The following is a 26258-nucleotide window of genomic DNA, read 5'->3' on the forward strand; positions in this document are numbered from 1 at the left end:
CACGAACGACCCAATATGGGACTCGGGGGAATTACTCCTCAACAGAAGTTGGCCATCATGGCCTGAGGTCTACTTTTGAACCCCGCTAAAAATGGGGGGATTACCATATGTCGTGAGGCAGTTCCTATCCCCGGGCCGCTTGTTGGGGTAGGGTGTTTCGCGGGTGTTTAACGCCCACCTGGAACACTCTGACAAAAAGGACTTTTATATGACGCGATGGATAGCGACGTCGATAGACCGAGAAAGATTTCATACCTTTGTTCCAGAGAAGCGGGAATTCTTTGTGCGGAAGTTTTCCTACCTGCAGCAAGAAGGCATAGGTGCTCTTGGAAGTTTGTACCTGAGAGGTTCCGTCGCCGTCCATGGGAATCAGCTATTTGTAAGTGCCATGGGGCATACCGCAGCCATGACATTGCCGGAGTACAAGGACTCCATTGAATTTTTTGCGTCTGTCAGGTTGCTTCACGCTGGTAAGCCGGTTGTCCATAAGCGATTGGCCGTCGGTGCAAACCAAGTCTGGCCAGATGATGAATACGCTGCCATTGGTTCTGCAAGTATATCGCTGCCACCAACAGGTGTTTCTGATGCATATTCCCTTGTAATTGAAGGGTTCTATACGTTTGGGAGCGGGGTCGGTTATAACTCATCCTCCATTGCGCGAGAAACCATTCGAATCATCGGAGTGAAGCAGTGAGACAGCCGCTTTTATTAATAATCGTGTTGATGCTCCTGGGATGCACCACGTCCTCGGATGAGTCATCAAAACGTCTCACCGAAGAGGCGGTAAAATTGACCTCTCCTGCATCTGGCGAGGCTGAACTCCGCCAGTCGCTTGGCCTTCTGGACGAGGCCATTGAGCTGGATGGTGAGTATTTGCCGGCGAGGAAGCAAAAGGTTCGCGTCCTCGTGCGACTTGGAAAGCTGGGTGAAGCCGCAGACGAGGCAAGCTCGGTTGCCGAGTTGTCTGGCAGTCCCCAGGACTATTTCTTCCAGTGCATGGCTCGGGAAGCGAGCAACCCTGACTACAAACAGCGCCAGGAGTGCTACATGGAAGCCGGTCGTCGCTACGAATCACGCCTGGATGAACCAGCGACGAACGTGAACTATGTTCTAGCCTTGAAGCTGGCGGATTCTGACAGGTTTGAAACGGCCGCCGATCGGTTTCTTGACAGTCTGGCGGCGGATGCTTCCCGGGAGCTCTTCGAGCCTCTGCTGCGCCAGAGCGACCGTGATCAGATTATCAACGACGTGTTTTACTCCGGCTATTAGGTGGTTGGTCGGAACTCCCATCAAGGATGCTCAAGGAGGAAAATGGCATGACGCTTGAAGAGATGGATGCTCTAACCACAAAGCTGGAAAGCACCGTAAACCTGCGAATCGACAAAATCTGTCAATCGTCCCTTGGCAAGGACTTCAATCAGAACCAATGCGCCCATTACGTAAGTCATGTGATGGGATATGACATCTCAAAAAACGCTTCGTGCAAATTTCTGACCTACGCAGATAGCCAGAATGACTCTGTTGAAGGGGCAACCATTCGTGTGGACGCGATTTTTAATAAGCTCAACGCCAGAGCTCGCTCAGAACTATCAAGGAACTCGTGCTACTCGCCCGGCCTGATATTCGTCACCCAGAAAAGAAACATCAAACCGGACAAGTCGATGGGGAATATGCCTGCCAAGCATATTGGTGTTCTCGTCTGGCCGTGGGTTTATCACTATAGTAATACTTCCAATCAAGTGAAGAAGGAGAATGTTGCCCATTTCATGAACACCTTCGAAAGGGCTTATGGAGGTAGCGGCCCGGTAGGGTTCTACTATGGGGAGTTCTTATGACCCGAATGCTAAAGGCCAAGGCGTTCGTTACGATCAGTCTCATGGCTGGATTATCGTGTTCCGCTAGTGCGAGTGGAGCGGAAGGTGCGATAGAAAGTGAGGCCGGCCGCGTGATGCTTGAAGCAACCTTGAATGCTCCAGAAGCTACCTTGCCCGCTGAACAGGCCTGCCTGAGTGAAGAGGCCATAACTGTGGGGGAATATCTGGCCGATACGCTGGGGCTTCTCACGGAAGGCAGCCCAGGCAAGACACAACTGACGATGAGTTGCGATGCCGTCACAAACTCACCAGAACTCCAGCAATATTACTCGCTCGGGTTTTTCCCGCAGCAGGCCGGGGAGTCCCTTAATGCCATGGACACGGAAGCGGCCTTGTTTCAATGCACCTTGGGCTTTCAGCATCAGAAGGGAGAGCTGGCATGGTCCAGATCGCTCCAGGCCTTGGTCAATATAACCGACGAGACCATTGTGGAAGGCACAAGAAGGTGCTTGTCTATCCCGTAGAGAACAACATCAGCTTACTCCCGCCCCAACGGCTGAAACAACACCTGCACATCCTCGGCAGTAAGCGCAGCTGAGAACTTCCCGGCCTTGCCGTACAGCCCATCGGCCAGCCGGGCCTTCCGCTCTTGCAAGGCCTGGATGCGTTCTTCAACGGTGCCTTCGCATATCAGCCGGTAGACAAATACCGGCTTGTCCTGGCCGATGCGCCAGGCCCGGTCGGTGGCCTGTTGCTCTACCGCAGGGTTCCACCAGGGGTCATAGTGAATCACGCAGTCAGCGGCTGTCAGGTTCAGCCCGGCGCCGCCGGCTTTCAGGCTGATCAGGAACAGCGGCACCTTGCCTGCCTGGAAATCCTGCACCGGCTTCTCACGGTTTTGCGTCTTGCCGGTCAGCTTGACGTAGTCCAGACCCATAGACGTCAGGGTCTTTTCAAGGATGGTCAGCATACTGGTGAACTGAGAGAACACGATGATCCGCCGGCCTTCCTCCAATAGCTCCGTGATCATCCCCAACAGGTAGTCCAGCTTGGCGGACGCCAGGGGTTGTTCGCTGCTCCTCAACAAGTCAGGGTGGCAGCAGATCTGCCGCAGTTTGAGCAGCGCTTCCAGAATCTCGATCTGGCTGCGGGCCACGCCTTTCTCGTTCATCAGCTGGCGGATCTTGGCGTTCATGCTGGCGCGGACGGTTTCGTACAGGTCCTTCTGAACGCTGTTGAGTTCGACCAGTTTCACCATCTCGGTTTTTTCCGGCAGCTCCGGTGTCACCTGATCCTTGGTGCGTCGCAGCAGGAAGGGGTGGATGCGCCGGCCCAGATGGTAGTGCTGGTCCTGATCGCCGTTACGCTCGAGAGGGTTGCGGTAGAACTCCCGGAATTCCGCCCCGGTGCCCAGGTAGCCCGGCAGTACCAGATCGAACAGCGACCAGAGTTCCCCCAGGTGGTTTTCCATGGGGGTGCCGGTGAGGGCGATCCGGTTGGTGGCCGTCAGCCGGCGGGCGGCTTTCGATACGGCGGCCTTGGGGTTCTTCAGGTTCTGGGCCTCGTCGAAGAAGGCCATGCTGTAGGCCAGTGCTTCATGGTGGTCGACGTCCCGGTGGAGCAGGGGATAGGAGGTGATGATCAGGTCTGTATCGCCCGCCTGATCGAACAGCGGCTGGCGTTTGGGGCCATGAATCACCAACACCCGCAGGCCAGGGGTAAAGCGGGCCGCTTCCGCTTTCCAGTTGGGAATCACGCTGGTGGGGCACACCACCAGGGCGGGTTGTTGCAGACGTCCCGACTGCTTCTCCTCCAGTATGCAGGCCAGGGTCTGCAGGGTCTTGCCCAGCCCCATGTCATCTGCAAGCACACCACCAAGTTCCGCCTGCCGCAGAAAATTCAGCCAGTTGAGGCCATCCTGCTGATAGTGTCTCAGCGTTGCATTCAGCCCTTCCGGCGGTTCAACGGTCGCCAGGCCGGTGAAGCCCGCCAGTTGCTGGCCGAGCTTGCGCAGCTGGTCGCCGCTTTCCCATTGTGCCGCCGAGGTGCCGGCCAGCATCGCCGCATCCAGCCGGGGCAGGCTTAGCCGGCCCTCATCCGTGGTGGCAGAAAAGCCACGGTGGAACAGATGAACCAGGGTCTCCAGCATGGGGCGAACCCGGTCTGACGACACCCGGATCAACGACTCGCCATCGTGCAGCCACAGGTTCTCCGGCAGGTCCAGGTGCTCGTTATCGTCCAGGGACACCCCGATATCCAGATGCTGCAGCCCCTCCTCGAGCAAAGGAATAAGGTCAATGCGCCGACCATCGTGTTCGATGCCCAATTCGACCTCGAACCACCCCGGCTGGTCAGAGGCCTCGGTACGCCCGTACCAGTCACTGGCTTCAGCGACCGGTACATCGAACGAGTCATCCATTTCGATGCGCCAGCCCGCCTCCGTCAGCCGGGGCAGCTCCCAGGCCAGGAAATCCAGCCACTGGGAGGGTGCAGGTAATGTCTGGTCGAGATCCATTCTGTCTGGCAGTGATTCGGCCCAGGTCCTGTCCAGTTCAAACAGAAAGAGGAAGTCCTCCAGGTTTTCGACGCACTGGCGCTCAAAGGCGATGTCCCGGAAGATCAGCAGGGACTGCGCATCATCCATGTGCCGCACGGGATCTTCCCCGGAGACATCGTATTCCTCCAGCAGCAAGCCGCCGTAATCAAAACGCAGCCGGGCGATTTTCAGGGGCGATGATTGCGGCCCCGGGATTTGGAACAGCTGCAGCACGGGCACTGGCGCATCCCGCACTTCCTCTGGCAACCGGATGGTTTCCGGCAGTGCGGTATCGGCCGGAGCCAGCAGATCGCTCAGTTCCCTGGCGTGTTTCTCCAGCAGTGTAGGGGGAATGGGCGGAGCGTCTAACAACAGGAACCAGGTGTCAGTATCCATTGGCAGGCTGAGGGGGCCAGCTTTATGGCCGGGTATGTCCAGGTACCAGGGCGGGTCAGTGGGTAATAGCACCAGACCATCCCTGGTCGACGGGGACAGAAGAAAGTTACCATTGTTATCCTGCTGCCAAAGCAGTTCCGCAGTCACTGGCTCGCCGCGGCTAAAGGGGCAGTTGTCCAGGCGCGCCCATACCAGGCGCTCGGTCTCCAGCGCCGAGGCCAGAAAGCGCGCGCCGGCGATGCCCCTCACCACGGGCGTGGGGCGGTTAAACCCGACTAACTGCTGAATCCAGAGCAGTGGCTCGATGTCCGGCTTCTGGACGTATCCGGGTGGGCTTTGTTCAAGATCCGGGCGATGCCAGGGCATAACGGATCGGGCCTTGCCCAGCTTGCCGCTCTTGAGTATGTTCACCTTCTGGCAGGAAATGGTGACATCGCCGGCTGAGTCGTCAGTGTCCAGCAAAAACACCAACCCGGTATTGCGTGATGGCAGCGCCTTCCGTTGGCGGACGTTATTCAGCCACTCCCTGAAGTCAATACCCAGTACTTCCTCCCGTGACAGGGTGGGCCGGGCCGATTTTTCAGCTTCAGCCCGGGCCGCGAGCAATACCGCTACCGCATGCTTGCAATAAGAGCCCACCGGGCAGGTGCACGCCGCATGCAGCCACCACGGGGCCATGGTGTCCACGGTAACGGTGGTGTGGTACCACTGATTGCCGCTACCCGAAACCGTCGCACGCAGATAGTGCAGGCTCGAGCCTGACCGGGTATCTGTCAGGTCGGTCACCCGCCCCTGAAGAAAATAGCGATGGCCGCGCTGATAGGTGCCGGGATCAAAAGCACTCTCAATTACGTCAGGTTGCAAATGCATCGTCCAGGTCCGTCCGCCGCAATGAAGCGGGAAGCCTATCAGAAACCAGAGTCTGGCCCCATTTCGGCAAGCATTTGGTATAGTGTCTTTTCAGCTCGAAACAAACAGGCAAGGGCGACAGGCTGTAACCAAAGACCTTCGCCACCCTCACCCGGAACAGGACCTCCAATGAACCACGAATCCCTACTGGACAAGATCCTCGAAATTGCCGATATCGCCGGCGAAAAAGTCATGGCCATCTACCAGACAGACTTCGAGGTGGAGACCAAGGAAGACAACAGTCCCATCACCGAAGCCGATATCGCCAGCCACCACGTCATCGTGGACGGCCTGAAGGCGCTGACGCCGGATATCCCGATCCTCTCCGAGGAATCCGCCAATGCCCCCTGGGAAGAGCGCAAAAACTGGGACCGTTTCTGGCTGGTGGACCCCATCGACGGCACCAAGGACTTCACCAACCGCACCGGTGAATTCACCGTCAACATCGCGCTCATCGAGAATGGCGAGCCAGTGATGGGCGTGGTCACCGCCCCGGCCCTGAACGAAGCCTATTGGGGCATAAAGGGGCAGGGTGCCTGGAAGCGGGAAGCTGACGGCAGCACCCGCAAGCTTCAGGTGGTCAACCCGCCCGAGGCCATACGCACCGTGGCCAGCAAAAACCATCTGAACCAGGAAACCCGTGATTTTATCGACCAGCTGGGCAATCATGAACTGGTCCAGGCCGGTAGCAGCCTCAAGTTCTGCCGGATTGCCGAGGGCAAGGCCGACATCTACCCACGACTTGGCCCCACCTGTGAGTGGGATACCGGCGCCGCCCATGCGGTACTCGTTGCCGCCGGGGGTAAGGTCAACCAGCTGGATGGCACCCCGCTGGCCTACGGTAAGGAACATGTGCTGAATCCATACTTCGTCGCATCGGGCGATTGGTATTGAGCCGGGAGTACTGATTTTGGCCACTAAATCCACGAAATCACACGAAAAAATGAACGGCCTTTCTCGGTATTCCTGATTTTACTTTCGTGTTCTTTCGTGGGTTTAGTGGCAAATAACTTGTCTTTATCTTTTCCGTGTTTTTCCGTGGCTAAAAGAACAAGCTACCCCCAGCAGCGAAGTCGGGGCAGTGATGCCATATAGATACCAGGACGGTTCTCATGGAAGCATTCGACACCCTTAGTATTTCCCGTTGCCACCTTGAGGGGCTGGTCAAGGTAAGCGGCGCAAAGAACTCCGCCTTGCGTCTGCTGGCGGCCAGCCTGTTAACGGAAGATACGGTAACCCTCACCAACTATCCGGCCGGGCTGCTGGACGCCAGAATCCACGTGGAAATGCTCGAAGCCCTGGGCAAAACCACCGTCCAGACCGGCTCAGACACCATCACCATCGCTGAAAATGATCCGTTGGCGCAAAAGCTGCACTGGGATGGCCGCTCCATTCGCAACACACTGCTGATGCTCGGTGCCCTGACGGCCCGCACCGGAGAGGGGGCCGTACCGCTACCCGGTGGCTGCAAGCTGGGCGAGCGCAAGTACGACCTGCACGTCATGCTGCTGGAAGCCCTGGGTGCGCGGGTATGGGAAGACGGCGATTACCTGTGCGCCAGCGCCCCGAATGGCCTGCAGGGGGCGGATATCCATCTGTCATTGCGTTCAACGGGTGCTACCGAAAACGCTGTCATCGCAGGCACCCTGGCCAAAGGTGTCACCCGCATCTGGAATCCCCATATCCGCCCGGAAATCCTCGACCTGATTGCCCTGTTGCGGGGTATGGGTGCCCAGATACGGGTCTTCGGCCAGGAGCACATTGAAGTCACCGGCGTGGACGGGCTTAACGGCGCCGAACACCGGGTCATTGCCGATAATATGGAGGCGGTCACCTGGCTATCCGCCGCCGTTATCACCGGGGGCGATATCGAAATCGAAGACTTCCCCTACGGCGATCTGGAGGTTGTCCTCGCCCACTTGAAATCAGCCGGCGCCAAGCTCTACCAGGGGGACAACTCACTGATCGTGCGGGGCGGCTGCTGTTATCCCATCGAAATCAGTACCGGGCCCCACCCGGGCATCAACTCCGACGTGCAGCCCATCCTCGCCGCCTGGGCCGCGAAAGCCAGGGGCGAATCCCGCATTATCGACCTGCGCTTCCCGGGCCGCTATGGCTACGCGGAAGAAATGGCCAGGATGGGCCTGCACTACGAAGTCACCGGCGACATGCTGCGCATCCACGGCAACGGCGGCGGCCTCTACGGCGCTACAGTAAAGGCACTGGACCTTCGCGCCGGCGCCGCCCTGGCACTGTGCGGCCTGACAGCAGACGGCGAAACCACGATCACCGACGCCTGGCAGATCTCACGTGGTTACGTGGACTTCGCTGCCAAGCTACGCAGTCTGGGGGCGAGGGTGGGGGAGAGCTGAAGGTGAAACACCCTGTAACACAATATTTTCGTTCTTTTACATAAACTTACATCGACAAAATATTGGCAAATCGGCGACCTGAAACGTCGCCCATATAACAGTTTTTAACAACTACGCGCCCTAGGATAGAGCCTCGTAAATTCGTAACGAGGTGCTCCCATGGCTGTCGCCAGACTCCCCACCCTTGTCCTGATTGCTGTTCTGTCAGCACTGTTGAGTGCCTGCGGTGGCTCAGGGGGTGGCAGCGACAGTGGCAGTGCCCAATCCGGTGCAACCAGCCCGTCCGGGGCTGAGACTGAACAATCCGTACAGGTTTCCGGTTACGCGGTGAAAGGCGTCGTCGCTCAGGGCATTATCACAGCCTGGGGCGTGGAGTCCGATGGTTCACTCGTGCCGTTGGGAGAGCCGGCACGCACCAGCGAAACCGGCTTCTACAACCTCAGCTTCTCTACCGACCATGAACTCATCAAGCTTCAACTGACCAGCGACGGCGATACCCGTATGCGTTGCGATGCCGTTGATGGCTGCCAGGGCTATGCCGGTTCGGGCGCCGCAGTATTTGGTGAAGACTTCTGGCCCGGCCCCAACCTGCGGCTGGAAACCATGGTTGCTATCAACGGCAACGATGAGCAGCTCCAGGGGCATCTGACACCGCTCACCAGCCTGAGCACCACGCTGTTCGAAGTCATGGGCACCACCACCGGCTGGTCGGGGTTCCAGCAGGCCCGTCAGCAAGTAGAAGCCTGGTTTGGCCTGCAGGGTGGAGCTGTTGCGATGATCCCCGTGGATATAACCCGCGAGCTGCCAGCCGGTCTGACGGTCGCCGAACTGGAGTCCGCACTGGTCAATTCAGCGTTCATGGGGCTGGCTGAGCAATTCCCCGTGGATGGCGTGCAGGGTGCGATAGATAGCTACCGGAACCAGCTTTTGGCCACCGGCGAGATCGCCAGCGAAGAAGCTGGCGGGCGTCCAGGAAGCGACAGCATCCGGCGGTACGCAGCCGTTCACGGCTACGAACTGGCAGGTACCAGGGACCAGTCAACGGCCGACATCCTTTACTCCGCCGCGGATCGCCTGGGCAGTGGCATGCTGGATGACACCCAGCAACCCGCACCGCAGCCTGAAGAAACACCCCCCGCCGGTAACCACCAACCGGCGCCGGAACCCGAGGCAGACGAACCGAATCCTGAGCCGGCCCCCCAGCCGGACCCCGAAACAGACCCGCAGACTGACGCCGAGCCGGCTCCCCAGCCATCACCGGATCCCACACCTGTGACTGGCACCGCCAAACTGAACTGGCAGGCACCACTAACCCGGGAGGACGGTACGGCCCTGTCCATGGGCGAAATTCAGCACTACATCGTGCGCTATGGCAACCAACCTGAAGTTGCGGATATGACCCACGAACTCATTATCGAAGACGGCCAGGCCATGGAGCATGAGATTACGGACCTGGGTGAGGGCACCTGGTACTTCGCCATGCGCACCGTCGACCAGAATGGTCTGGTAAGCAGCTGGTCAGAAATCGCCAGCAAATCGATTGCCCGGTAAACCTGGAAATTGGGGCCTGGCCCCCGATTTCGCCATCTTCTGCCTCGTGCAAAAAGGAATGATGGGAGGCCCGTCAATCAGCCTATTAGCCTGACTATGACTGGCGGATTTTGTAGCGCCAGGCTTTCAATGATGACAAAAATTGGCAATAATTGGCATCCAGATAACGCAAAGTGAGGTGCCCATGGCTACGATGAATGTATCGCTGCCGGAACCAATGAAAGACTGGGTTGAATCCCAAGCCCAAACAGGCCGGTACGCCAACACCAGTGATTACGTGAGAGATTTGATCCGAAAAGACCAGGACCGGGCTGAAAAGATCGCGCGAATGCAGCAACTGATCACCGAAGGACTCGACAGCGGAGAGGGATCCAGAACGATGGACCAACTGCGTGAAGACGCCATAAGGATGGCCAAAGGATAGTCAATACAATGGATTATGTACTTAGCCGCAAGGCTGAGGAGGATGTCATAAATATCCTCCTCGAGGGAATTGAGGAGTTTGGCGTCGGTCAGGCCGATCGGTATCACCGTAAGCTGGCAGAGAGTTTCCGTTTCCTGGCAGAAAATCCATTGGCAGCTCCTGAGCGAAAAGAACTAACCCCCGCAGTTCGGGTCCATCCGGTTGGCGTTCACTTGGTCATCTATAGGCTGGAGCTGCAGTCTGATCGGGTATTGATCGTTCGTATCAGGCACTGCAGAGAAGATTGGGTAGGCTATTCCCAGCTCGAATGAAAACTACGCTTCCTTTTGTAAATGCTCCCATGCCCGGTTCTCGTCCTCGTTGAGCCAGTCCTCCTGCAGGGCAGATTCCGCCGCCTGAAGGGCCTCTTCTTGAGATTCGTCATCAAGCAACGTAATCAATACGCGGCGCTTTCCCTTTATCGACACCTTTTCCAGCCACTGGATATGGCCGGACTCGTCGATAACAGCTTCTACGGTGTTTAACATGGTTCCAGCCCCCGGAACGAAGGTATTGAGCGGTATTCTGACACCATGGAGTGGTCGCCGCAAACCACCGTCCACAAACCTCCAGGCCGAACCTTCACCGCCCGCTATTTCTGCATAACCGAAATCAGCACAATCGCCCGCTCATCCCCGTCATAGGCCTGAAAGATCCCCTCAATGCCCCGGAAGGGCCCATCCTGGATCTGCATAGCTGGGCGACTGCAGCAGGCTCATTGGAAACGACCGATAATTAACCAGCCCCGAGATTTCTGGTATACTGATGTTTCACAAATCTATGAAACAAGGAGGCCTTGTGGAAGCTACTACGCGAGACCTGCGTCTGCATACCAAAGAAGTGCTCTCCGCCACTCGGCGCGGGGAAGACGTGATCATTACCTATCGGGGCAAACGCACCGCGCGGCTCATACCGATTGACGAAGAGCGTACCCAGGGAAGGAATCCCGGCTTCGGTATGTGGGCGGATTACCAGGAGCTGGATGTGGACCAGCAGGTCAGAAACCTGAGGCGGCGAAGAAGGTTTGACTGATGTTAATAGACACGGATGTTCTGATCTGGGCGTTCAGGGGTAACGAAAAAGCATCGGATTTTCTGGATGATCAACCGGGCTTTGCAGTTTCGATAGTTACCTATATGGAGTTGATGCAGGGCGCAAGGAATCGTGCCGAAATGCAGCTGATCAGGAAAACGTTGCGATTTTGGGATGCGCGCATCGAACAGATTGACGAGACTATATCTTCTCGTGCTGCGTTCCTCGTGGAGGAGTATGCGCTGAGCCATAGCATGGAGATGGCTGATGCGCTGATTGCCTCGTCGGCTTTGTCGATGGGGGATTCGCTGATGACCGCCAACGATAAGCACTATCGCTTTATCCCTGACCTGCAACTTGAAGTCTTCCGCCCATAAATGCTGAGCGGAGACGGTGAAACTGTCTCACAAATCCCCAAGCCGAACCTTAACCGCCTGCTGCTTCTGCATAAACGAAATCAGCACAATCGCCCGCTCATCCCCGTCATAGGCCTGAAAGACCCCCTCAATGCCCCGGAACGGCCCGTCCTGGATCTGTACCGTCTCGCCCTTGCGCAGGCCGCCCTGTTCCTCGACCGCCGTCAGGCCATCGTAGATGTACTCGATCACCTCATCGGCGATAGCCACAGGCTTACCGCCGAAGCCCACCACCCGTAAGACCCCACGGGTTGAGCGCAGTTTGCCCCACAGGGGATCAGACTCGTCTATATTGATAAACAGATAACCGGGAAACAGCGGCTCCAGCCGCGTGGTGCGCTTACCAGCGCGGATGTGCTCCACGCTTACCTTGGGGTAAAAACAGCGGGCGTCCTGGTTCTGCAGATTGGCCAGCGCCCGGTCTCCCTGGGCGGGTTTATGTTGGATGGCATACCAGGGCATCAGAACGGAACCTTCAGTGTGAACAAAGCGTCAGGGTAAACGTGAGCTTTAAAACAGGAAACCCCAGGGCTGAAAAATGGTTAAAAGATGACCATGTCCCGGCAGAAAAACGTGCAATTCCGAAGCTTTAACAACGGTTAACCAAAAGACACACTAAATCTCCGTCTTTTCACTGAGGGTGGCCTTGTTGTTTTAGCGGGGTTACGTAGAATTGCATCACATTTTTCGGGGCCAAGTCTTTCTGGCCGATCTTCGTTTTCAATCCCGTAGTTTGACACGAACGTCCGCGCCTTCGTCCCGGTTTGACAGCACGAGCTATTGCCAGAAAGCACTGTTGACGGGTCGGTGGGGCGGTAGCGTGTCTATCTATCCAAAATTCGATATCACTTCAGGTTGCAGGAACGGTTAATGAAAACGCTGTGTGTATTTGGTACCCGGCCAGAGGCCATCAAAATGGCGCCCCTGGTCAAGGCTCTGGGCGACGATCAACGCTTCGAAAGCCGTGTGTGCGTCACCGGCCAGCACCGTGAGATGCTGGACCAGGTACTGGCTCTTTTTGAAATTGTTCCGGACCGTGATCTGAACATCATGAAGCCAGGCCAGGACCTGACTGACGTAACCTGCGCTATCCTGCAGGGCCTGCGGCAAGTGCTGACCCAGGAAAAACCGGACATTGTTCTGGTCCATGGCGACACAGCAACCACCCTGGCAACCTCGCTGGCCGCCTATTACCAGCAGATCCCGGTGGGGCATGTAGAAGCCGGCCTGCGCACGGGCAACCTGTATTCTCCCTGGCCGGAAGAAGCCAACCGCAAGCTCACCGGCGGCCTGGCGGCATTGCACTTTGCGCCGACAGAAACCTCCAAAGCCAATCTGTTGAAAGAGAGCATTGCTGAGGCCGGCATTGTGGTAACGGGTAACACTGTTATCGACGCATTGCTGGACGTCGTTCAAAAGCTGGATCGCGACCAGGCGCTGAACCAATCCCTGGCGTCCCGTTTCCCGTTCCTGCGCGAAGATGCCAAAATGGTTCTGATCACCGGGCACCGGCGGGAAAGCTTCGGTGGCGGGTTCGAGCGCATCTGCGAAGCCATCGCCAGAGTCGCCGCGGATAATCCGGATGTGGACCTGCTCTACCCGGTGCACCTGAACCCCAACGTGAGAGAGCCGGTGCACCGCCTGCTGGACTCACTGGATAACGTCCACCTGATCGAACCCACTGACTACCTGCCGTTTGTCTACCTGATGAACCGGGCATCGGTCATCCTGACGGACTCCGGTGGCATCCAGGAAGAGGCCCCCTCCCTGGGTAAGCCGGTACTGGTGATGCGTGAGACCACCGAGCGCCCGGAAGCCGTCGAAGCGGGCACCGTCAAACTGGTGGGTACCGGGGTAGATACGATTGTTAATGAGCTGTCCTTGCTGCTGAATGACGATGCCGCCTACAAGGCCATGAGTTTTGCCCATAATCCCTATGGGGACGGCAAGGCCTGCAGCCGCATTCTCGACGCCCTCGAAACCTATAACGCCAACTGAACAATAAACCGCTGGACTGAAAGCTCTTATGGAATTCAACACCATTTCTATGATCGGCCTGGGTTACATTGGCCTGCCTACCGCCGCCGTTATTGCCTCTCGCCGCAAGAAGGTCATCGGCGTGGACATAAACCAACACGCCGTCGACACCATTAACCGGGGTGATATCCACATTGTTGAGCCGGAGCTGGACATTATCGTCCATTCAGCGGTACAGGAAGGCTACCTGCGGGCAACCACAACCCCCGAGCCAGCCGATGCCTTCCTGATCGCCGTGCCGACGCCCTTCAAGGCAGAGAATGGCAATGAGCATGTACCAGACCTGGCCTACATAGAAGCCGCCAGCAAGGTCATAGCCCCGGTGCTGGAAAAGGGCAACCTGGTGATCCTGGAATCCACCTCGCCGGTCGGCGCCACCGAGCAGATGTCGAAATGGCTGGCTGAAGCCCGGCCGGACCTGACCTTCCCCCAGACCCACGGCGAAGAGTCCGACATCCGCGTCGCCCACTGCCCGGAGCGAGTCCTGCCCGGTCACGTGGTGCGGGAACTGGTGGAAAACGACCGCGTAATCGGTGGCATGACCCCCAGGTGTTCCGAGGTGGCGGCGTCGCTCTATCGCATTTTTGTGGAAGGGGAGTGCATTACCACCACCGCACGTACCGCCGAAATGGCCAAGTTGACAGAAAACAGCTTCCGCGATGTAAATATCGCCTTTGCCAACGAGCTGTCCATTATCTGTGACAGGATCGATATCAGCGTGTGGGAGCTGATCCGCCTGGCCAACCGCCACCCCCGCGTGAACATCCTGCAGCCGGGCCCTGGCGTGGGTGGCCACTGTATTGCGGTGGACCCCTGGTTTATCGTCAGCGAAACACCGGAGGAGGCAAGGCTGATCCGCACGGCGCGGGAAGTGAATGATGGCAAGCCGCAGTGGGTGCTGGAGAAGGTTCAGCAGGAAGTCGGCAAGTTCCTGACGGCACATCCGGACAAGACCGCCAGAGACGTGACCGTCGCCTGCTTTGGCCTGGCCTTCAAGCCGGATATTGATGATTTGCGGGAGAGCCCGGCGCTGAAGATCGCGCAGAGTATGGTTACCAATATACCCGGCAATATACTGATCGTTGAGCCAAATATTGAAGCACTTCCAGAAGACTTTGTAGAAAGGACTTCCCTCAGCGGGGCGGAGGAAGCCCTGAAAAGCGCCGACATTGTTGTGATGTTAGTAGATCATAAGTCGTTCAAGGAGATTTCTCCGGGTGAACTTGAAGGCAAAGTCGTCATTGATACTCGTGGAATCTGGGCGGCCTGAGGGCCTATTAACTTGAAGAGGCTTAAAATGCAGACAGAAACTCAGGAGCTTGATGCGATTTGCAGTTACCTCAACGACCTCGGGCTTGGTGGGAGTTTCCAGCTTATCGGAGGTGACGAGTCGCTCAAGAGCAGCCTCGGCAATCGTTTCGGGAACCGGCTACGCATCGGGGTGCCGGAGTCAGCAGAATCACTTGAGCACTGCAGTGTATTGCTGTTGGACGCCGGGAAGGATGGTGCAATTGGTACCACTCTTGAGTTACTGATGAGGACAGAAGATCGACCGCTTGTTGTTGTCCTGGGCGAGGCGGATTTGTCTACGGGAAATCAACAGCAGTTGTCGGCGCTTGGTTACCAGCTGCCGGGGGTGCAGGCTAAAGATTGCCCGTTGCTGATTATTGAGCACGCCGAGTTGGGGCATAAGAAGTACTTCGATGTGGCCGGATACTGGGAAAAACGATACGCCACTGGTAAAAACAGCGGTTCTGGCTCCTACGGGCGTTTAGCGCAGTTCAAGGCACAGTTCCTCAACGATTTCGTTCGAGAAAATGATATTCAGACTGTATTGGAGCTGGGGTGTGGGGACGGTGCGCAACTTTCATTGGCCGAGTATCCAGAATACACAGGGCTGGATATCAGCCCGACCGTAATTGAGCAATGCGAGCATGTATTTGCGAAGGATGCGTCCAAGCAGTTCCATGTCTATGACCCGCAGGCTTTCGATGCTGATTCGTTCCGGGCGGAACTGGGTCTTTCTCTGGATGTCATCTATCACCTTTCCAACGATGATGTATACCGCGACTATCTCAATCACCTGTTCGCAGTATCTTCCCGCTTTGTCATAGTTTACAGCAACAGCGAGCAGGGAAGCCGGGCTGGCGTGAATGCGTCGGCTTCCTATGTCCGGTTCCGGAACGTGCTGGATGACCTCAGGCAGTTGAAGCCAGAGTGGTCATTGGTATCTGCAACACCGAATCGATTTCCTTTTTCTGTTAACGATCCTTCTCATACGTCGTTTGCTGATTTCTTCGTGTTCGAAAGAAAGCAAAATGAAAGCCAGAACATATTGTCCGGCGACGAATTGACTCGTTTTTATACAAAAAAAATCCTGAATACCCTGGTCGTTTCTGATGAAAATGCCAAGCGCCTTTTCGAGGGTGTATCCGAAGCGAACAAAAATATTGGTCTCTTGTCCAAGGGCGATCGTTCCGGGAAGATTCTGGATAATATTGCTGAAGTTAACAATAAGGTCGGCGCCTTGGCCGGAGCCGAAGTCGCCAATTCGATTCATCAAAAAATTTCAGACACCTATAGTAAGCTGGATACCCTGGTACAGGATAATGATGCCAGCCAGATATCAGCTGACGTTTCCCTCGCCAACCAAAAACTGAATACGCTCATAGACAAGATCCAGAAACTGGATGAGGAACGTCAAGTTAAGGCTGAGCTAAAGGAAGTCAGTCAAAAATATAACGACCTGAGTGCCCGGTTTAAAAGAGATTCCCAGAAAATTGAGGTGTTAGAGGCTGAACTCGAGGATACACAGGCGCGCTACAGAACGGCGAACTACAAATATCGGCACGCCTGTAGGCGGATCGAAAAGCTCAAAGTGGTTGAGGCTGAGGTCCTGGACCTGAACAGCCAGATGAAGAGAGAACTCAACAAAAATAATCGCCTGAGCGCCGACAAGGCCGCGCTTGATCGGCAGCTCTCTGTTCTGAAAAAGTCGGCTCGATATCAACTGGGTTACCATCTGGTTCGTGCGGCACAATCATGGCGCGCTATGCTTGCCTTACCGCTGGCCTTTTATCGTGTCGCAAAACGCAGGAAGTCAGCAAAAAACAATCCCGCGAATAACAGAGCGGTGACCAGTGAGCCCTCCGCACCGGAACAAAACGCCGGCGGCCCCGCACCAGCAAAACCGACACCAACAGCCTCCGAGATCAGCATACTCGGCTGGCCGGAATACCCACCCAATGGCAAACCCTACGTCATCGGTGTGATGGACGAGTTTACCAGTGGCTGCTTTGAGCAGGACCTCAACCTGATCCAGCCCCGCCCGGATAACTGGCACGCCCTGGCGGACAAGTACAAGCCGGAATTGATCTTTATTGAAAGTGCCTGGAAGGGTAACTCTGGTAGCTGGCAATACCGTGTGGGCGACTACGCTAACAAGCCTGGCCCGGAGGTTGAACAGCTTTGCCAGTACGCCCGTGAAAAGGGTATTCCGACGCTGTTCTGGAACAAGGAAGACCCGGTCCACCACGACAAATTCATGTGCAGCGCCCGGCTGGTGGATCATATCTTTACCACCGACGCCAACATGAAGGAGTCTTACCAGGCCAAAACCGGCAACAGTAACGTGCACGCCTTGCCATTTGCCGCTCAGCCGGCGTTGCATAAACCCGCCCCGCTGGCGGGGCGTAAGCCCAGGGCCTGTTTTGCCGGCAGCTGGTACGGCAACCGCCACGCCGAGCGCGGCGAAGCCATGGGCTGGCTACTGCAGGCTGCCAATGCCCACGGGCTGGATATCTATGACCGTAACCATGGCACCGGCATCTTTCCTTTCCCGGAAGAATACCAGGCTGGCATCAAGGGTAGCCTTCCCTACAAAGAGCTGTGCAACGAGTACAGCCGATACCGGGTTTTCCTCAACGTGAATTCGGTGACTGATTCGCCCACTATGTTCTCGCGTCGTGTGTTTGAGCTTATGGCTTGCGGCACACCGGTGGTCAGCACTTATGCACGGGGCATTGAGAACCTGTTCGAGTCCGGCGCCGTGTGGCTGGTCAATAGTCAGCAAGAAGCTGACGAGGCAATTCGTACGCTGATGACCGACGACGCGGAATGGCGTCGCCGCAGCCTGGCAGGCATCCGCGAAGTGTTTGCCAGGCACACCTATGCTCACCGTCTGAATAATATTTTCGAAAAGCTGGGCATGGAAACCCGTCTGTCGACTGACCCGGCCATCGCCCTGGTAGCGGAAGCGCAGAGCCACGCAGAGCTTGAGGCGCTTGATCGCTTTGCTCACCAGCAGAGTTACCGCTCCTTTCGGCTTGGCATTGCCTGCGCACCGGGACTGGCAGGGACTGCCGGCCCAGTCGGTGACACCATCACCTTGTTGCAGCCTGGTGAGCAGACTACATGGCTGGCGGACCGACAGGCCGAGGCATCCTTAGCCGGCTGGATCAGCCCCGGCAACCAATATGGCGAGCACTACCTGCGGGATCTGGCCAATGCCAGCCTCTACGAGCCGGAGGCCTGTGGTTGGGCCAAGGCCCTGGACCAGGATCGTTTCGCCTATAGTGGGCAAGCAAGCATGAGTGGCTCGGTTTGGCAAATGTCAGAGTTCCTCGCCGCTCCGGTCAAATCCGGGGCCAGCGAAAGGTTGTCTCGCTCGGATCTGTATCTTGCCGACAGTGACCATTTCCAGCTCGCTGGCACGGCGAAGCAAGCAGAAGAGGGCTGAGCCATGACCAAACGTGTACTGATTTGTGCCAACCCAGACCTGAACTACATCGACGGCTCCTCCATCTGGTCACAGACCATAGCCCTGGCCACAGCGGCCACTGGCGAGGCTGAAGTGGATTTCCTGGCAAAAAGTGCCCCCCAACGGCAAGAGCTGTTCGGTCCTCTGACGAAGGCCGAAAACCTCACCGTCCTTGACGGAACGGCTCCGGAGCACTGGCGGGGCAAACGTCACAGCCGCCTGACCCTGCCTATGATGGCGGAGTTGGCGGTACACCTGGATAAAAAACACCCTTACGATGTAATCATCGTACGGGGGCAGGCCATAGCCACGCAGTTGCTCGATGCGCCCGACGTGCTGGCGAAATGCTGGATGTACCTGACCGATATTCCCCAAGTCACGGACGAGTACACCCCACAAGCACGTCAGACGATGAAGCGCCTTGCACAGGGTTGCCAGCGGGTTCTGTGCCAGACTCAGGGTTTTAAAGAACTGTGGAACGCATTGGTGCCAGGCTGTGACCAACGTAAGTTTGCCCTTTACACCCCGGTTATTCCGGACTTGCCAGACAATCTGCTACCACTGATGCAGAGGCCGAAACGAGCCGTCTATGCTGGCAAGTTCACAGGTGACTGGAAAACACTGGAAAAAGCCACTGTCTGGCCAGACGTGCACGACCAGGTACCGGACAGTGAGCTGGTGATGATCGGCGACAAGATCCACAACGAGCCCCAAAATCCGGACTACAAAAAGCGTATGCGGAAGGCGTTGGAAACCACCCGTGGTCTGAACTGGCTGGGAGCACAGCCCCGCGAGTCTGTGCAGCAGCAGTTGCAGCAGGCCTGGGTGGGGCTGTCCTGGCGCGATGAAAGCATGAACCATACCGTCGAGTACTCTACCAAAATGCTGGAGTACGGTGGGGCCGGCTGTGCCGCCATCGTCAATCGCAACCCGCTCCATGAACAATTGCTGGGCCCGGACTATCCACTGTTCGCCAATAGTGCCGATGAGTTCAAAAACCAGCTCATGAAAGCGTTTGAAGAACCGAAAATCGCTCAGCAGGCCGCTGATACCCTCAGGCAACTGGCTGAGCGACATACCTTCACCACCCGCGTGGGGGAAATACGCCAATGGCTGGACGAAGCGCCAGAAGCCACCAGATCCTCGGACAAGACCAAAGTGCTGGTGGCCGGCCACGACCTGAAATTCTTCACTCTATTACAAAAGAAGTTGGAAGCCACCGGCCAGTTCGAGTTCCTGATTGATCAGTGGCAGGGGCACAACAAGCACGATGAGGCAAAAAGCCGGCTTTTACTGGCCCAGGCTGATGTGATTTTCTGTGAGTGGTGCCTGGGCAATCTGAAGTGGTATTCCCATAACAAGAAGCCGGGGCAGCGGTTGATAGCACGGTTTCACGCCCAGGAAGCCCGTGTGCCTTATATGGGAGAAGCTATCTGGGACAATATCGACCTTATCAGCTTTGTCAGTGAGCACACCCGCCGACAGGCACTGGACACCTTCAAAGGCTTCCCTTTCGACAAGACCACTGTCATCCCCAACTACCTGGATGAGACCAAGTTTACACCCAAGAAGAAAACCGGCGATGCACGTTTCACCCTGGGAATGGTTGGGGTAGCCCCCAAAAGCAAACGCCTGGACCGGGCTTTGGATCTGCTTGAGGCCCTGCTGGAAGAAGATGGTCGTTACTGCCTGCGGGTTAAAGGAAAGCATCCCCTGGACTACGATTGGCTCCTTAAGCGCGAGGATGAATTGAAGTACTACCGCAACATCTTTGAGCGCATCAATAGTAGTCCCAGTTTACGGTATAAAGTAATTTTTGATCCGCCCGGGGACGACGTGAACAACTGGTTTACTATGGTGGGGTATGTCCTGTCGCCTTCTGATCATGAATCATTTCATATGGCCATCGGTGAGGGGATACTTACTGGCACCACGCCAATAATCTGGGCTTGGGATGGAGCAGGAGAGATATGGGGTGCCAAATACGTTAAAAAATCTGTCCAAGAAGCGAAACAGGCCATAATAAGCAGCAAGTTAACTAACAATGTGTCAAAAAAGTTAACGTTTGCTATATCACCACAGGATGTCCTTCAAAGCTGGCAGCGGCTGTTCCGAGAGAGTTAACAGATCCATATGACAACGAAAGAGTTATTGGCCTGTATCACACAGGGTGCAACTGACTACATCCAAGCGGCCATTAATACTAAGAACAAGGCTGACTATCTAAAGCTAAAAAAGCTTTTTGACAGTCGTTGGTTTGAAGCCAGACACTTTGATGATACTGAGCTGGATATCTTGACCTTCGACTGGCAAACGCTGGAACGTGACCGAAACTGGTGGTGGCAGCTTCAAGCCTTGCCCTTCCTGAGCTGGTACACTAACAGCTTGGCGATACAAAACGAAGAAGAGCGAGATCGTTACTTCTCATTGTGTGTGGATGCGATTCATTGCTGGGCGAAAAATGCTAGTAACAATAAGAGCTCGCCCCTTGTATGGCATGACCATGCTGCTGCATTCCGTGTGCGCAATCTGACCAATTGGCTGGCATTCTGCCATTTGTCGATGGGGCCTTTGGATGAAGAACACAGGGTTCAGTCACTCGGTAATATCATTGTTGATCACCTTGATTGGCTGCACGACGAAAAGAACTACTCCCAACATACAAACCATGGATTTGACCAAGCAATGATCGCCCTGACCATAGGGCTTATGTTCGACAGGAATGATTTCGAACACTATCGCCGATGTAATCGAGAGAGATTGAAGGATGAGGTGAGCTTTGCGTTCACTGATGAGGGGGTTCACAAGGAAAATAGTCCTGGTTACCAACAGATGATGCTAGGTAGGCTAAGGCAGCTTAAGGGGCTTGCTCCACTGGGGGAGAAAGAAATTTCGCAGACGGGGGAACGATATATTGAGAAAGCAGAGGCCTTTTTACGAGCTATAACCTTGCCTGATGGATATCTTCCCATGATAGGTGATACTCAGGGTGGGGAGAAGGGCCTAGCCTTCTGCCCAGGCGAAGGCGACTATTTTAGACTATTCGACTATAGTAAATCAGGCTACGTAATTGTAAAGGGAAAGAACAAAAACATTGGTGAGTTCTATCTTTTGTTAAAGAATGGACACCTCTCAAACTATCATAGACATGATGATGATTTGATGTTGTACCTTTGGTTAAACGGTGACGTCGTTCTAGGGGACGGAGGTCTATATTCTCATAATGAGAAAAATATAATAAGAAAATTTATGAGATCACATCTTGCGCATACTACTGTCTTTATTAAGGGGCGCCCTGAACGGAATCGAGCCAAGCTGGACAATTATGCAAAAGTAGAGGTCCTCGAAGGTGGTAGACAGATTAATGCAGAAAGTTATATGTTTGGCAAAAGAATCGTAAGAAAACTATTCTTAGATCGGATAGAAGAAGGTGTTTTAAAAATACTTGATCACTCCCCCGTTACCCCTCTGTACTTAAATATGTATTTTGGCGCTGAAGCCTCGCTGCGTTTCCTGAGAAATAACGCAGTTACGCTGAAATTCCCAAGCTCCCAGCTTCATATTAAGACCACAGCCGAATTCTACAGTCTGGTTTCAGGAAGAGGCAATGACATATTTCATTCAAGTTTCGGCTCTCCTCGATATAATCTTGTAAAAGATAACACTCGGGTGGTGCTTACTTCTCCCAGTAAAAAAGTAGAGACTATTATGGCTTTTGGCTATGAGAGAGATGTGACATGCGAAGGGTGATTAGGTTTAAGGAATGGGGTTGTGATCAGGCAACAATGAAAAGGCCCGGCGAAGCGCAGCTCAGTTCAGCCACTTCAAGCTTAAAGGATCGAGATTATACATTAAATACGGATGTTAATGGTTTTATCATAAATGGCCTATTAAATGATAGGGATAAAAGGAGTAACGAATTAATTTTGCTTGGTGACTCTTTTGTGGAGTCTTTGTTTGTGCGGGAAGATAAGCGGATTAACGCAATTATAGAGCGGCTCTCTCCTAATTCAAGTGTAATTAACGGCGGATATTCTGGGTCTACCTCTTTGCACCTAATTAATATTATTTTAAACAAGGTCATTCCTTTATATCCCGATTACGTTGTGGTATTTGTTCCAACCAACGATCAGCGGATACAGTCCCTAGAGAACGGATATTGGTGTAGAGATTCGAGGCTTTCTCCGCTTGTGCCTTTGGGGAGGGGTAAGATTTTAACAGATAATTATAAGGATCGAGTAGAGCTAAGATCGGTTTATAAAGCATTAAGGGTTATCAACGTCCTGTTGGCCACTTATAATATAAAGCATTGCTTTGCTACAACACCGCATCGACAGAATGTTGCTGCAGACGACGAGTGGGCAAAAAAAGTCGGTATAGATCTAAAGAGGTATCACCGCAAGGTAACCCAGCGAAGAGCAGTTAACGATGTTTGTAGGGATTTTTGTAACGAAAATCATATCGATCTTATTGATTTAGAATCGGAAGTTTATGACAGTTCGTTTTTCTATGATGACTTACATCTGACAGAAAGAGCCAGCGAAGTCGTCGGGGGAATTTTGTTCCGCGAGCTAACGCGTAATGCCGCACTTTAAGGGGGGGTGGATGAATATTGATAAACCAGTTCACGACTTGTACAGTCATATGTACATTTCTTTAAAAAATCGCTATATTTTTCATTCTGTGGGTAAGGCGGCAAATAGTACAGTGAAGTATTTTTTATATGCGGAAGAGTCGCGTAACACGCGATTTAAATACGATAGCGTACATGATCGCCGTGCATCACCATTAATATCTCCATTTCAGATTTCCGAAGACCTGCTGTCAGAAATATTGGACAATAACAATTATTTTAAGTTTACCTTTGTTAGAAACCCTTATTCAAGACTGTTGTCATGTTACTTAGATCGAATAGTCCCAAAAAAATCTACTCCCTATAGAGAGCTAGTTAAGTTCCTTGATAGAAGTGTGGGGTATGATGTTTCGTTTCCCGAATTTGTCGAAGCGATTTGTGCACAAACAAACTTCGAGCAGAATAATCATTGGCGTTTGCAGTATGCTGACGCAATGTGTGACTTGTTTGATTATAGTTATATTGGGAAGCAGGAAACCTTTAGGAAAGATATGGAGGTAGTTTGGCGAGTGATCTATCCAAAAGCAAAGTTGCCGAATTTCTCGGAAAAAAATCTGTCGCCGTCTAAAACCGATTCGGTCAATAAGGCGTCTCAGTATTGGACACCGTACCTAAAAGAGCTGGTTGCGATTCGTTATGAAAAAGATTTTATTGAGTTTGGGTACGATATATGACCGTCCGTACCGGTTTTTTAATCGACGTTTTTGGGGTGAAAAGCTTGCCCATTTCAGAGATTCGCGCCCTGTTGAAAATAAAAAGAGTGTGGTGATGGAAAAAAGCAAGGTGGCGACGTCGCTTTTATTTGTTGAAGGTGAGCCGGCAGTTATAAGCTTCGAGAAGTTCTTCGTTAACAGCGAAGCTGTCGTTTTTCTAGATTCTCCTAAGCATTCATCCAATATATCTGCGGTTTTTTACGCTGAGCATATTGGGAAGTTTTTTGTGCTAGATCTAGAAGGTCGCTTAGTTAAGGAGGCAGACTTTTCTTATAAAGACTTTGGTGTTGCCAACCTTAAGGCGTTGAGTAACGGTAGTTATTTGGTTCAAACTAAGAAGCCATGTATTACTATCTTACTAAATTGCTCATTTATAGTTAAGAAAGAAGTAAAAGAAATTATGAGGCCGTGGCATGGGTCTTCAAGCATTGATGAGGATAGTGAAGGGAATGTTATCTTTTCCGAATATATTGTCACAAAAGATGCGAAGCCAAAAGAGTTGAATGTTTGGAAATCTGCAGATGGAGGATTTACTTGGCGTAAGGTTTTTGTCCTTGAATCTTCTCCTGAATATGGAGGCGCGGACATTAGGCATTTCCACACCTGTTTTTTTCATTTCGGTTTAGGTATATGGTACATCTCTACCGGTGACAAAGGTATTCAGAATCGGATTTATTTTTCTAATGATAACGGTGAGACATGGGCTAGAGTCGAACCAGAATATGAGATCCCAAGCAGACTCATAGATGCGTCACAATATCGGCGGGCATTGAGATTCACTTCTGTTATAACTACGGAGGAGGGAGTGCTTTGGGCGTCGGACGATGACCTTTCTATTAACAAAAGCGGTGTTTTTAAGTTTGATGGATTTGGCCGTTTACGTATTGTCGGATTATTGGGAAAAAATTTGGTTCGCAGTGCTATTAAACTCCCAAACATTGATGGCGGTCTTTCGAAAGACGTTCTGTTCTTGACTGAGTGTAAGTCAGATAAATCAGGTGCAGATGCTTGGGTTTATTCTGACGAGAGAGAAGTTGCCAGGCATTTAACAAAGATTACAAGTGACCTCGGGCCAGGTAACTATCCATTCACTAGGTCAAAGGCAAGTCATCGCTTTTTTAACAACACTGCGTATACTTTTTTAGATGGTTTTTTCGATAAAGGTGTTGATGATGCGCGGGCGCTCAAGATCAGAATAGATTTTATTAAGGACCAAGACGTTGACGATCTGGCTCAGCAAAAACTTAGTCGTTTGAGATCGATTGAAGATCGAGTTATGGTTTTCTTTCATGCTCAAAGAACTGCCGGAACTACAGTGAAGAAGTATTTTAGTGATTTGTTTGGTGCTGAGAACTGCTTGTACCAAAAGTCTAGTCCTGATTTTTGTAAGTGGTCTGATATATCGCCTGATGTGCTTAGGAAATACAGTATTTATGCTGGCCATAATAATTTTAGTACCTCGGTTGAGGTCCATGACCTAAGTTGGTATTTTTCTGTCGTTAGAGATCCTGTAGATAGAATAATATCGCTATATTATTATTTGAAAGGTAGGCCCGAACATAAACTCCACAAATATGCAGTAGAGTTTGATATAGAAGATTTTTTCGAATATTCCTTGACGTTCGATAAGCCTTATGTTTCAAACACACAGTGCAGAAGGATATCCGGTTTTCCTGACTATGAGAAGGCTGTTCGTGTTTTTGAAGAATATTATGGTTTGTTAATTCCTTTTGAGAATCTATCAGAGGGTGTTGGTATTATTGGGGATTTTCTTCGTTCTAACTACCCGAAGAATGAGGTGGCTTTATCCTCTGGACGAACCAGTGGAGGTGACCGAAGCGTCGTTAGCGATAATTTGAGAAGTCGCATTTTGGAAGAGAATCTTCAAGACTACGCATTGTGGATTTATGTCAGGAGCTTCTACAGTAAGTTCGTATTTCTGATCCATGAAAGCATGGACATGCACTCGCTGAAAAAGTAATTCCAGTAGCTTCCTCAAATCTCAGGTTATCAGTCGATTTGGGTGTCGCCGAACGATATTAGCGAGTTTGTCGCAGTGATGTGTTCTTTCGAATGACATGTCGGAATCGGTTTGGCTTTTTGCGGGCGAGCGCTGGCCCCGGCAGGCTTCACCGGTAATCAGGCCTGGTGGAGTCGAAGGAGGTGCTCAAGCCACTCGTCGTCGCGGTTCCCGATAATCCAGATAGCTCTCTTCAAAGGCTGTAGCGCGTTCGTACCACCGTTCAGGGTCCAGGTTAAGGCGCTTCAGAATAGGTAGTGCGGTAGAGGCTATGGAGCCTCGTTTGTCGTCCCTTGTGATTCGCCCGGTACTGTCCACCAGTTCCAGGTAGTCTTGCAGGCTGAACAGGATGCCTTGCTGGTCCTGGTGACGAATCATGCCTTCAAAGCCCAGCAGCGGTTTGAGGGGAGCCGCAAAATTGTTCAGCGTCTGTTGTTCGAACTGGTGGTGAATGGCGTCCCCTATGTGTCAGCGTAGTTGTCGCCTGATGATTTCAGAGGATAACCATGCCCTATTACTCGCCGGAACGTAAGGAAGCCATTCTCCAGAAGATGGCGCCACCTCACAGCCTGACAGTGGCCGAGTTAGCCGGTCAGGAAGGCATCAG

At 53.5% G+C, this 26258-nt stretch carries 23 protein-coding genes and 1 pseudogene; 19 read left to right on the plus strand and 5 right to left on the minus strand.

All coding sequences use genetic code 11. The annotated features are described in order from the left end of the window. Positions 1–208: 208 nt before the first annotated feature. From ACFOZ5_RS13860 to ACFOZ5_RS13875, 4 genes are all read left to right on the plus strand, one after another. The gene (locus ACFOZ5_RS13860; protein ID WP_379888292.1) at positions 209–694 is read left to right on the plus strand and encodes a hypothetical protein; all 486 of its coding nucleotides are present in this window, start codon (positions 209–211) and stop codon (positions 692–694) included. Between the two features lie 95 nt (positions 695–789). Continuing rightward, positions 790–1269, plus strand: a complete 480-nt coding sequence (locus tag ACFOZ5_RS13865) for a hypothetical protein (RefSeq protein ID WP_379888295.1) — start codon at positions 790–792, stop codon at positions 1267–1269. Positions 1270–1316: 47 nt separating this feature from the next. Continuing rightward, positions 1317–1835 carry a hypothetical protein gene (locus ACFOZ5_RS13870; protein WP_379888297.1) on the plus strand — a complete coding sequence of 173 codons (519 nt, stop codon included), beginning with the start codon at positions 1317–1319 and terminating at the stop codon, positions 1833–1835. Further along, positions 1832–2338 (plus strand): hypothetical protein, encoded by a 507-nt coding sequence (locus ACFOZ5_RS13875; RefSeq protein WP_379888299.1) that lies wholly within the window; start codon positions 1832–1834, stop codon positions 2336–2338. Before ACFOZ5_RS13870 ends, ACFOZ5_RS13875 begins: the two co-directional genes overlap by 4 nt. Before the next feature lie 14 nt (positions 2339–2352). Here ACFOZ5_RS13875 and ACFOZ5_RS13880 read toward each other — a convergent pair whose 3' ends face one another. Further along, the gene (locus ACFOZ5_RS13880; RefSeq protein ID WP_379888302.1) at positions 2353–5616 is read right to left on the minus strand and encodes a DEAD/DEAH box helicase; all 3264 of its coding nucleotides are present in this window, start codon (positions 5614–5616) and stop codon (positions 2353–2355) included. A gap of 168 nt (positions 5617–5784) precedes the next feature. Between ACFOZ5_RS13880 and cysQ the strand changes: the two genes are divergently transcribed. The 5 genes from cysQ to ACFOZ5_RS13905 all read left to right on the plus strand — a co-directional run bounded on the left by cysQ (position 5785) and on the right by ACFOZ5_RS13905 (position 10313). Beyond that, complete coding sequence (cysQ, locus tag ACFOZ5_RS13885; RefSeq protein ID WP_379888304.1) at positions 5785–6549, plus strand: 3'(2'),5'-bisphosphate nucleotidase CysQ; 765 nt, start codon at positions 5785–5787, stop codon at positions 6547–6549. Between the two features lie 218 nt (positions 6550–6767). Continuing rightward, the gene (locus tag ACFOZ5_RS13890; protein ID WP_379888307.1) at positions 6768–8027 is read left to right on the plus strand and encodes a UDP-N-acetylglucosamine 1-carboxyvinyltransferase; all 1260 of its coding nucleotides are present in this window, start codon (positions 6768–6770) and stop codon (positions 8025–8027) included. Positions 8028–8186: 159 nt separating this feature from the next. Then, complete coding sequence (locus tag ACFOZ5_RS13895; RefSeq protein WP_379888309.1) at positions 8187–9578, plus strand: hypothetical protein; 1392 nt, start codon at positions 8187–8189, stop codon at positions 9576–9578. Between the two features lie 184 nt (positions 9579–9762). Continuing rightward, positions 9763–10002 (plus strand): type II toxin-antitoxin system ParD family antitoxin, encoded by a 240-nt coding sequence (locus ACFOZ5_RS13900; protein WP_379888311.1) that lies wholly within the window; start codon positions 9763–9765, stop codon positions 10000–10002. Between the two features lie 8 nt (positions 10003–10010). Continuing rightward, positions 10011–10313: a type II toxin-antitoxin system RelE/ParE family toxin gene (locus tag ACFOZ5_RS13905; RefSeq protein WP_379888314.1), complete on the plus strand. Its 303-nt coding sequence runs from the start codon at positions 10011–10013 to the stop codon at positions 10311–10313. Positions 10314–10316: 3 nt separating this feature from the next. On the opposite strand, the gene ACFOZ5_RS13910 is transcribed toward ACFOZ5_RS13905, so the two are convergent. Both ACFOZ5_RS13910 and ACFOZ5_RS13915 read right to left on the minus strand, forming a co-directional pair. Next, positions 10317–10529, minus strand: coding sequence for a hypothetical protein (locus ACFOZ5_RS13910; protein WP_379888316.1), 213 nt, complete (start codon positions 10527–10529; stop codon positions 10317–10319). 104 nt (positions 10530–10633) lie between these two features. After that, positions 10634–10723, minus strand: a pseudogene (locus ACFOZ5_RS13915) (transcription/translation regulatory transformer protein RfaH); the annotation flags it as partial. Between the two features lie 116 nt (positions 10724–10839). On the opposite strand from ACFOZ5_RS13915, the gene ACFOZ5_RS13920 reads away from it, so the two are divergent. Together ACFOZ5_RS13920 and ACFOZ5_RS13925 are read left to right on the plus strand one after the other, a co-directional pair. Next, positions 10840–11073, plus strand: a complete 234-nt coding sequence (locus tag ACFOZ5_RS13920) for a type II toxin-antitoxin system Phd/YefM family antitoxin (RefSeq protein ID WP_379888318.1) — start codon at positions 10840–10842, stop codon at positions 11071–11073. After that, on the plus strand, positions 11073–11450 hold the full coding sequence (locus tag ACFOZ5_RS13925; RefSeq protein ID WP_379888321.1) for a type II toxin-antitoxin system VapC family toxin: 378 nt from the start codon (positions 11073–11075) through the stop codon (positions 11448–11450). The genes ACFOZ5_RS13920 and ACFOZ5_RS13925 overlap by 1 nt, the downstream gene beginning before the upstream one ends. Before the next feature lie 27 nt (positions 11451–11477). Here ACFOZ5_RS13925 and rfaH read toward each other — a convergent pair whose 3' ends face one another. Beyond that, complete coding sequence (gene rfaH / locus ACFOZ5_RS13930) at positions 11478–11951, minus strand: transcription/translation regulatory transformer protein RfaH (RefSeq protein ID WP_379888324.1); 474 nt, start codon at positions 11949–11951, stop codon at positions 11478–11480. A 408-nt stretch (positions 11952–12359) separates the two neighbouring features. Between rfaH and wecB the strand changes: the two genes are divergently transcribed. Genes wecB through ACFOZ5_RS13970 form a run of 8 tightly spaced genes read left to right on the plus strand, consistent with a single transcriptional unit; the run spans position 12360 to position 25612 of the window. After that, complete coding sequence (wecB, locus tag ACFOZ5_RS13935; RefSeq protein ID WP_379888326.1) at positions 12360–13487, plus strand: non-hydrolyzing UDP-N-acetylglucosamine 2-epimerase; 1128 nt, start codon at positions 12360–12362, stop codon at positions 13485–13487. A 28-nt stretch (positions 13488–13515) separates the two neighbouring features. Continuing rightward, complete coding sequence (gene wecC, locus ACFOZ5_RS13940) at positions 13516–14796, plus strand: UDP-N-acetyl-D-mannosamine dehydrogenase (protein ID WP_379888328.1); 1281 nt, start codon at positions 13516–13518, stop codon at positions 14794–14796. Between the two features lie 27 nt (positions 14797–14823). After that, a complete protein-coding gene (locus ACFOZ5_RS13945) occupies positions 14824–18264 on the plus strand; it encodes a glycosyltransferase family protein (RefSeq protein WP_379888330.1) in 3441 nt (1146 codons plus the stop codon). Between the two features lie 3 nt (positions 18265–18267). Next, the gene (locus ACFOZ5_RS13950) at positions 18268–20409 is read left to right on the plus strand and encodes a glycosyltransferase family protein (protein ID WP_379888333.1); all 2142 of its coding nucleotides are present in this window, start codon (positions 18268–18270) and stop codon (positions 20407–20409) included. 9 nt (positions 20410–20418) lie between these two features. Further along, positions 20419–22035, plus strand: a complete 1617-nt coding sequence (locus ACFOZ5_RS13955) for a heparinase II/III family protein (protein ID WP_379888335.1) — start codon at positions 20419–20421, stop codon at positions 22033–22035. Continuing rightward, complete coding sequence (locus ACFOZ5_RS13960; RefSeq protein ID WP_379888338.1) at positions 22023–22880, plus strand: GDSL-type esterase/lipase family protein; 858 nt, start codon at positions 22023–22025, stop codon at positions 22878–22880. The genes ACFOZ5_RS13955 and ACFOZ5_RS13960 overlap by 13 nt, the downstream gene beginning before the upstream one ends. Before the next feature lie 10 nt (positions 22881–22890). Beyond that, complete coding sequence (locus tag ACFOZ5_RS13965) at positions 22891–23592, plus strand: sulfotransferase family 2 domain-containing protein (RefSeq protein ID WP_379888340.1); 702 nt, start codon at positions 22891–22893, stop codon at positions 23590–23592. After that, entirely contained in the window at positions 23555–25612 is a 2058-nt protein-coding gene (locus tag ACFOZ5_RS13970; RefSeq protein WP_379888342.1) for a sulfotransferase family 2 domain-containing protein, read from the plus strand. The genes ACFOZ5_RS13965 and ACFOZ5_RS13970 overlap by 38 nt, the downstream gene beginning before the upstream one ends. Before the next feature lie 186 nt (positions 25613–25798). Here ACFOZ5_RS13970 and ACFOZ5_RS13975 read toward each other — a convergent pair whose 3' ends face one another. Then, a complete protein-coding gene (locus ACFOZ5_RS13975) occupies positions 25799–26029 on the minus strand; it encodes a hypothetical protein (protein ID WP_379888344.1) in 231 nt (76 codons plus the stop codon). Between the last annotated feature and the right edge of the window lie 229 nt (positions 26030–26258).

Source organism: Marinobacter lacisalsi (assembly GCF_042651045.1).
Taxonomy (GTDB): Bacteria; Pseudomonadota; Gammaproteobacteria; order Pseudomonadales; family Oleiphilaceae; genus Marinobacter; species Marinobacter lacisalsi.

Coding starts and splice junctions, on each gene's coding strand:
- ACFOZ5_RS13860 (WP_379888292.1), top strand. CDS start 209: ATGACGCGATGGATAGCGACGTCGATAGACCGAGAAAGATTTCATACC.
- wecC (WP_379888328.1), top strand. CDS start 13,516: ATGGAATTCAACACCATTTCTATGATCGGCCTGGGTTACATTGGCCTG.
- cysQ (WP_379888304.1), top strand. CDS start 5,785: ATGAACCACGAATCCCTACTGGACAAGATCCTCGAAATTGCCGATATC.
- ACFOZ5_RS13945 (WP_379888330.1), top strand. CDS start 14,824: ATGCAGACAGAAACTCAGGAGCTTGATGCGATTTGCAGTTACCTCAAC.
- ACFOZ5_RS13895 (WP_379888309.1), top strand. CDS start 8,187: ATGGCTGTCGCCAGACTCCCCACCCTTGTCCTGATTGCTGTTCTGTCA.
- ACFOZ5_RS13960 (WP_379888338.1), top strand. CDS start 22,023: ATGCGAAGGGTGATTAGGTTTAAGGAATGGGGTTGTGATCAGGCAACA.
- ACFOZ5_RS13905 (WP_379888314.1), top strand. CDS start 10,011: ATGGATTATGTACTTAGCCGCAAGGCTGAGGAGGATGTCATAAATATC.
- ACFOZ5_RS13955 (WP_379888335.1), top strand. CDS start 20,419: ATGACAACGAAAGAGTTATTGGCCTGTATCACACAGGGTGCAACTGAC.
- rfaH (WP_379888324.1), bottom strand. CDS start 11,951: ATGCCCTGGTATGCCATCCAACATAAACCCGCCCAGGGAGACCGGGCG.
- ACFOZ5_RS13890 (WP_379888307.1), top strand. CDS start 6,768: ATGGAAGCATTCGACACCCTTAGTATTTCCCGTTGCCACCTTGAGGGG.
- ACFOZ5_RS13965 (WP_379888340.1), top strand. CDS start 22,891: ATGAATATTGATAAACCAGTTCACGACTTGTACAGTCATATGTACATT.
- wecB (WP_379888326.1), top strand. CDS start 12,360: ATGAAAACGCTGTGTGTATTTGGTACCCGGCCAGAGGCCATCAAAATG.
- ACFOZ5_RS13870 (WP_379888297.1), top strand. CDS start 1,317: ATGACGCTTGAAGAGATGGATGCTCTAACCACAAAGCTGGAAAGCACC.
- ACFOZ5_RS13910 (WP_379888316.1), bottom strand. CDS start 10,529: ATGTTAAACACCGTAGAAGCTGTTATCGACGAGTCCGGCCATATCCAG.
- ACFOZ5_RS13950 (WP_379888333.1), top strand. CDS start 18,268: ATGACCAAACGTGTACTGATTTGTGCCAACCCAGACCTGAACTACATC.
- ACFOZ5_RS13975 (WP_379888344.1), bottom strand. CDS start 26,029: ATGATTCGTCACCAGGACCAGCAAGGCATCCTGTTCAGCCTGCAAGAC.
- ACFOZ5_RS13925 (WP_379888321.1), top strand. CDS start 11,073: ATGTTAATAGACACGGATGTTCTGATCTGGGCGTTCAGGGGTAACGAA.
- ACFOZ5_RS13880 (WP_379888302.1), bottom strand. CDS start 5,616: ATGCATTTGCAACCTGACGTAATTGAGAGTGCTTTTGATCCCGGCACC.
- ACFOZ5_RS13875 (WP_379888299.1), top strand. CDS start 1,832: ATGACCCGAATGCTAAAGGCCAAGGCGTTCGTTACGATCAGTCTCATG.
- ACFOZ5_RS13970 (WP_379888342.1), top strand. CDS start 23,555: ATGAAAAAGATTTTATTGAGTTTGGGTACGATATATGACCGTCCGTAC.
- ACFOZ5_RS13900 (WP_379888311.1), top strand. CDS start 9,763: ATGGCTACGATGAATGTATCGCTGCCGGAACCAATGAAAGACTGGGTT.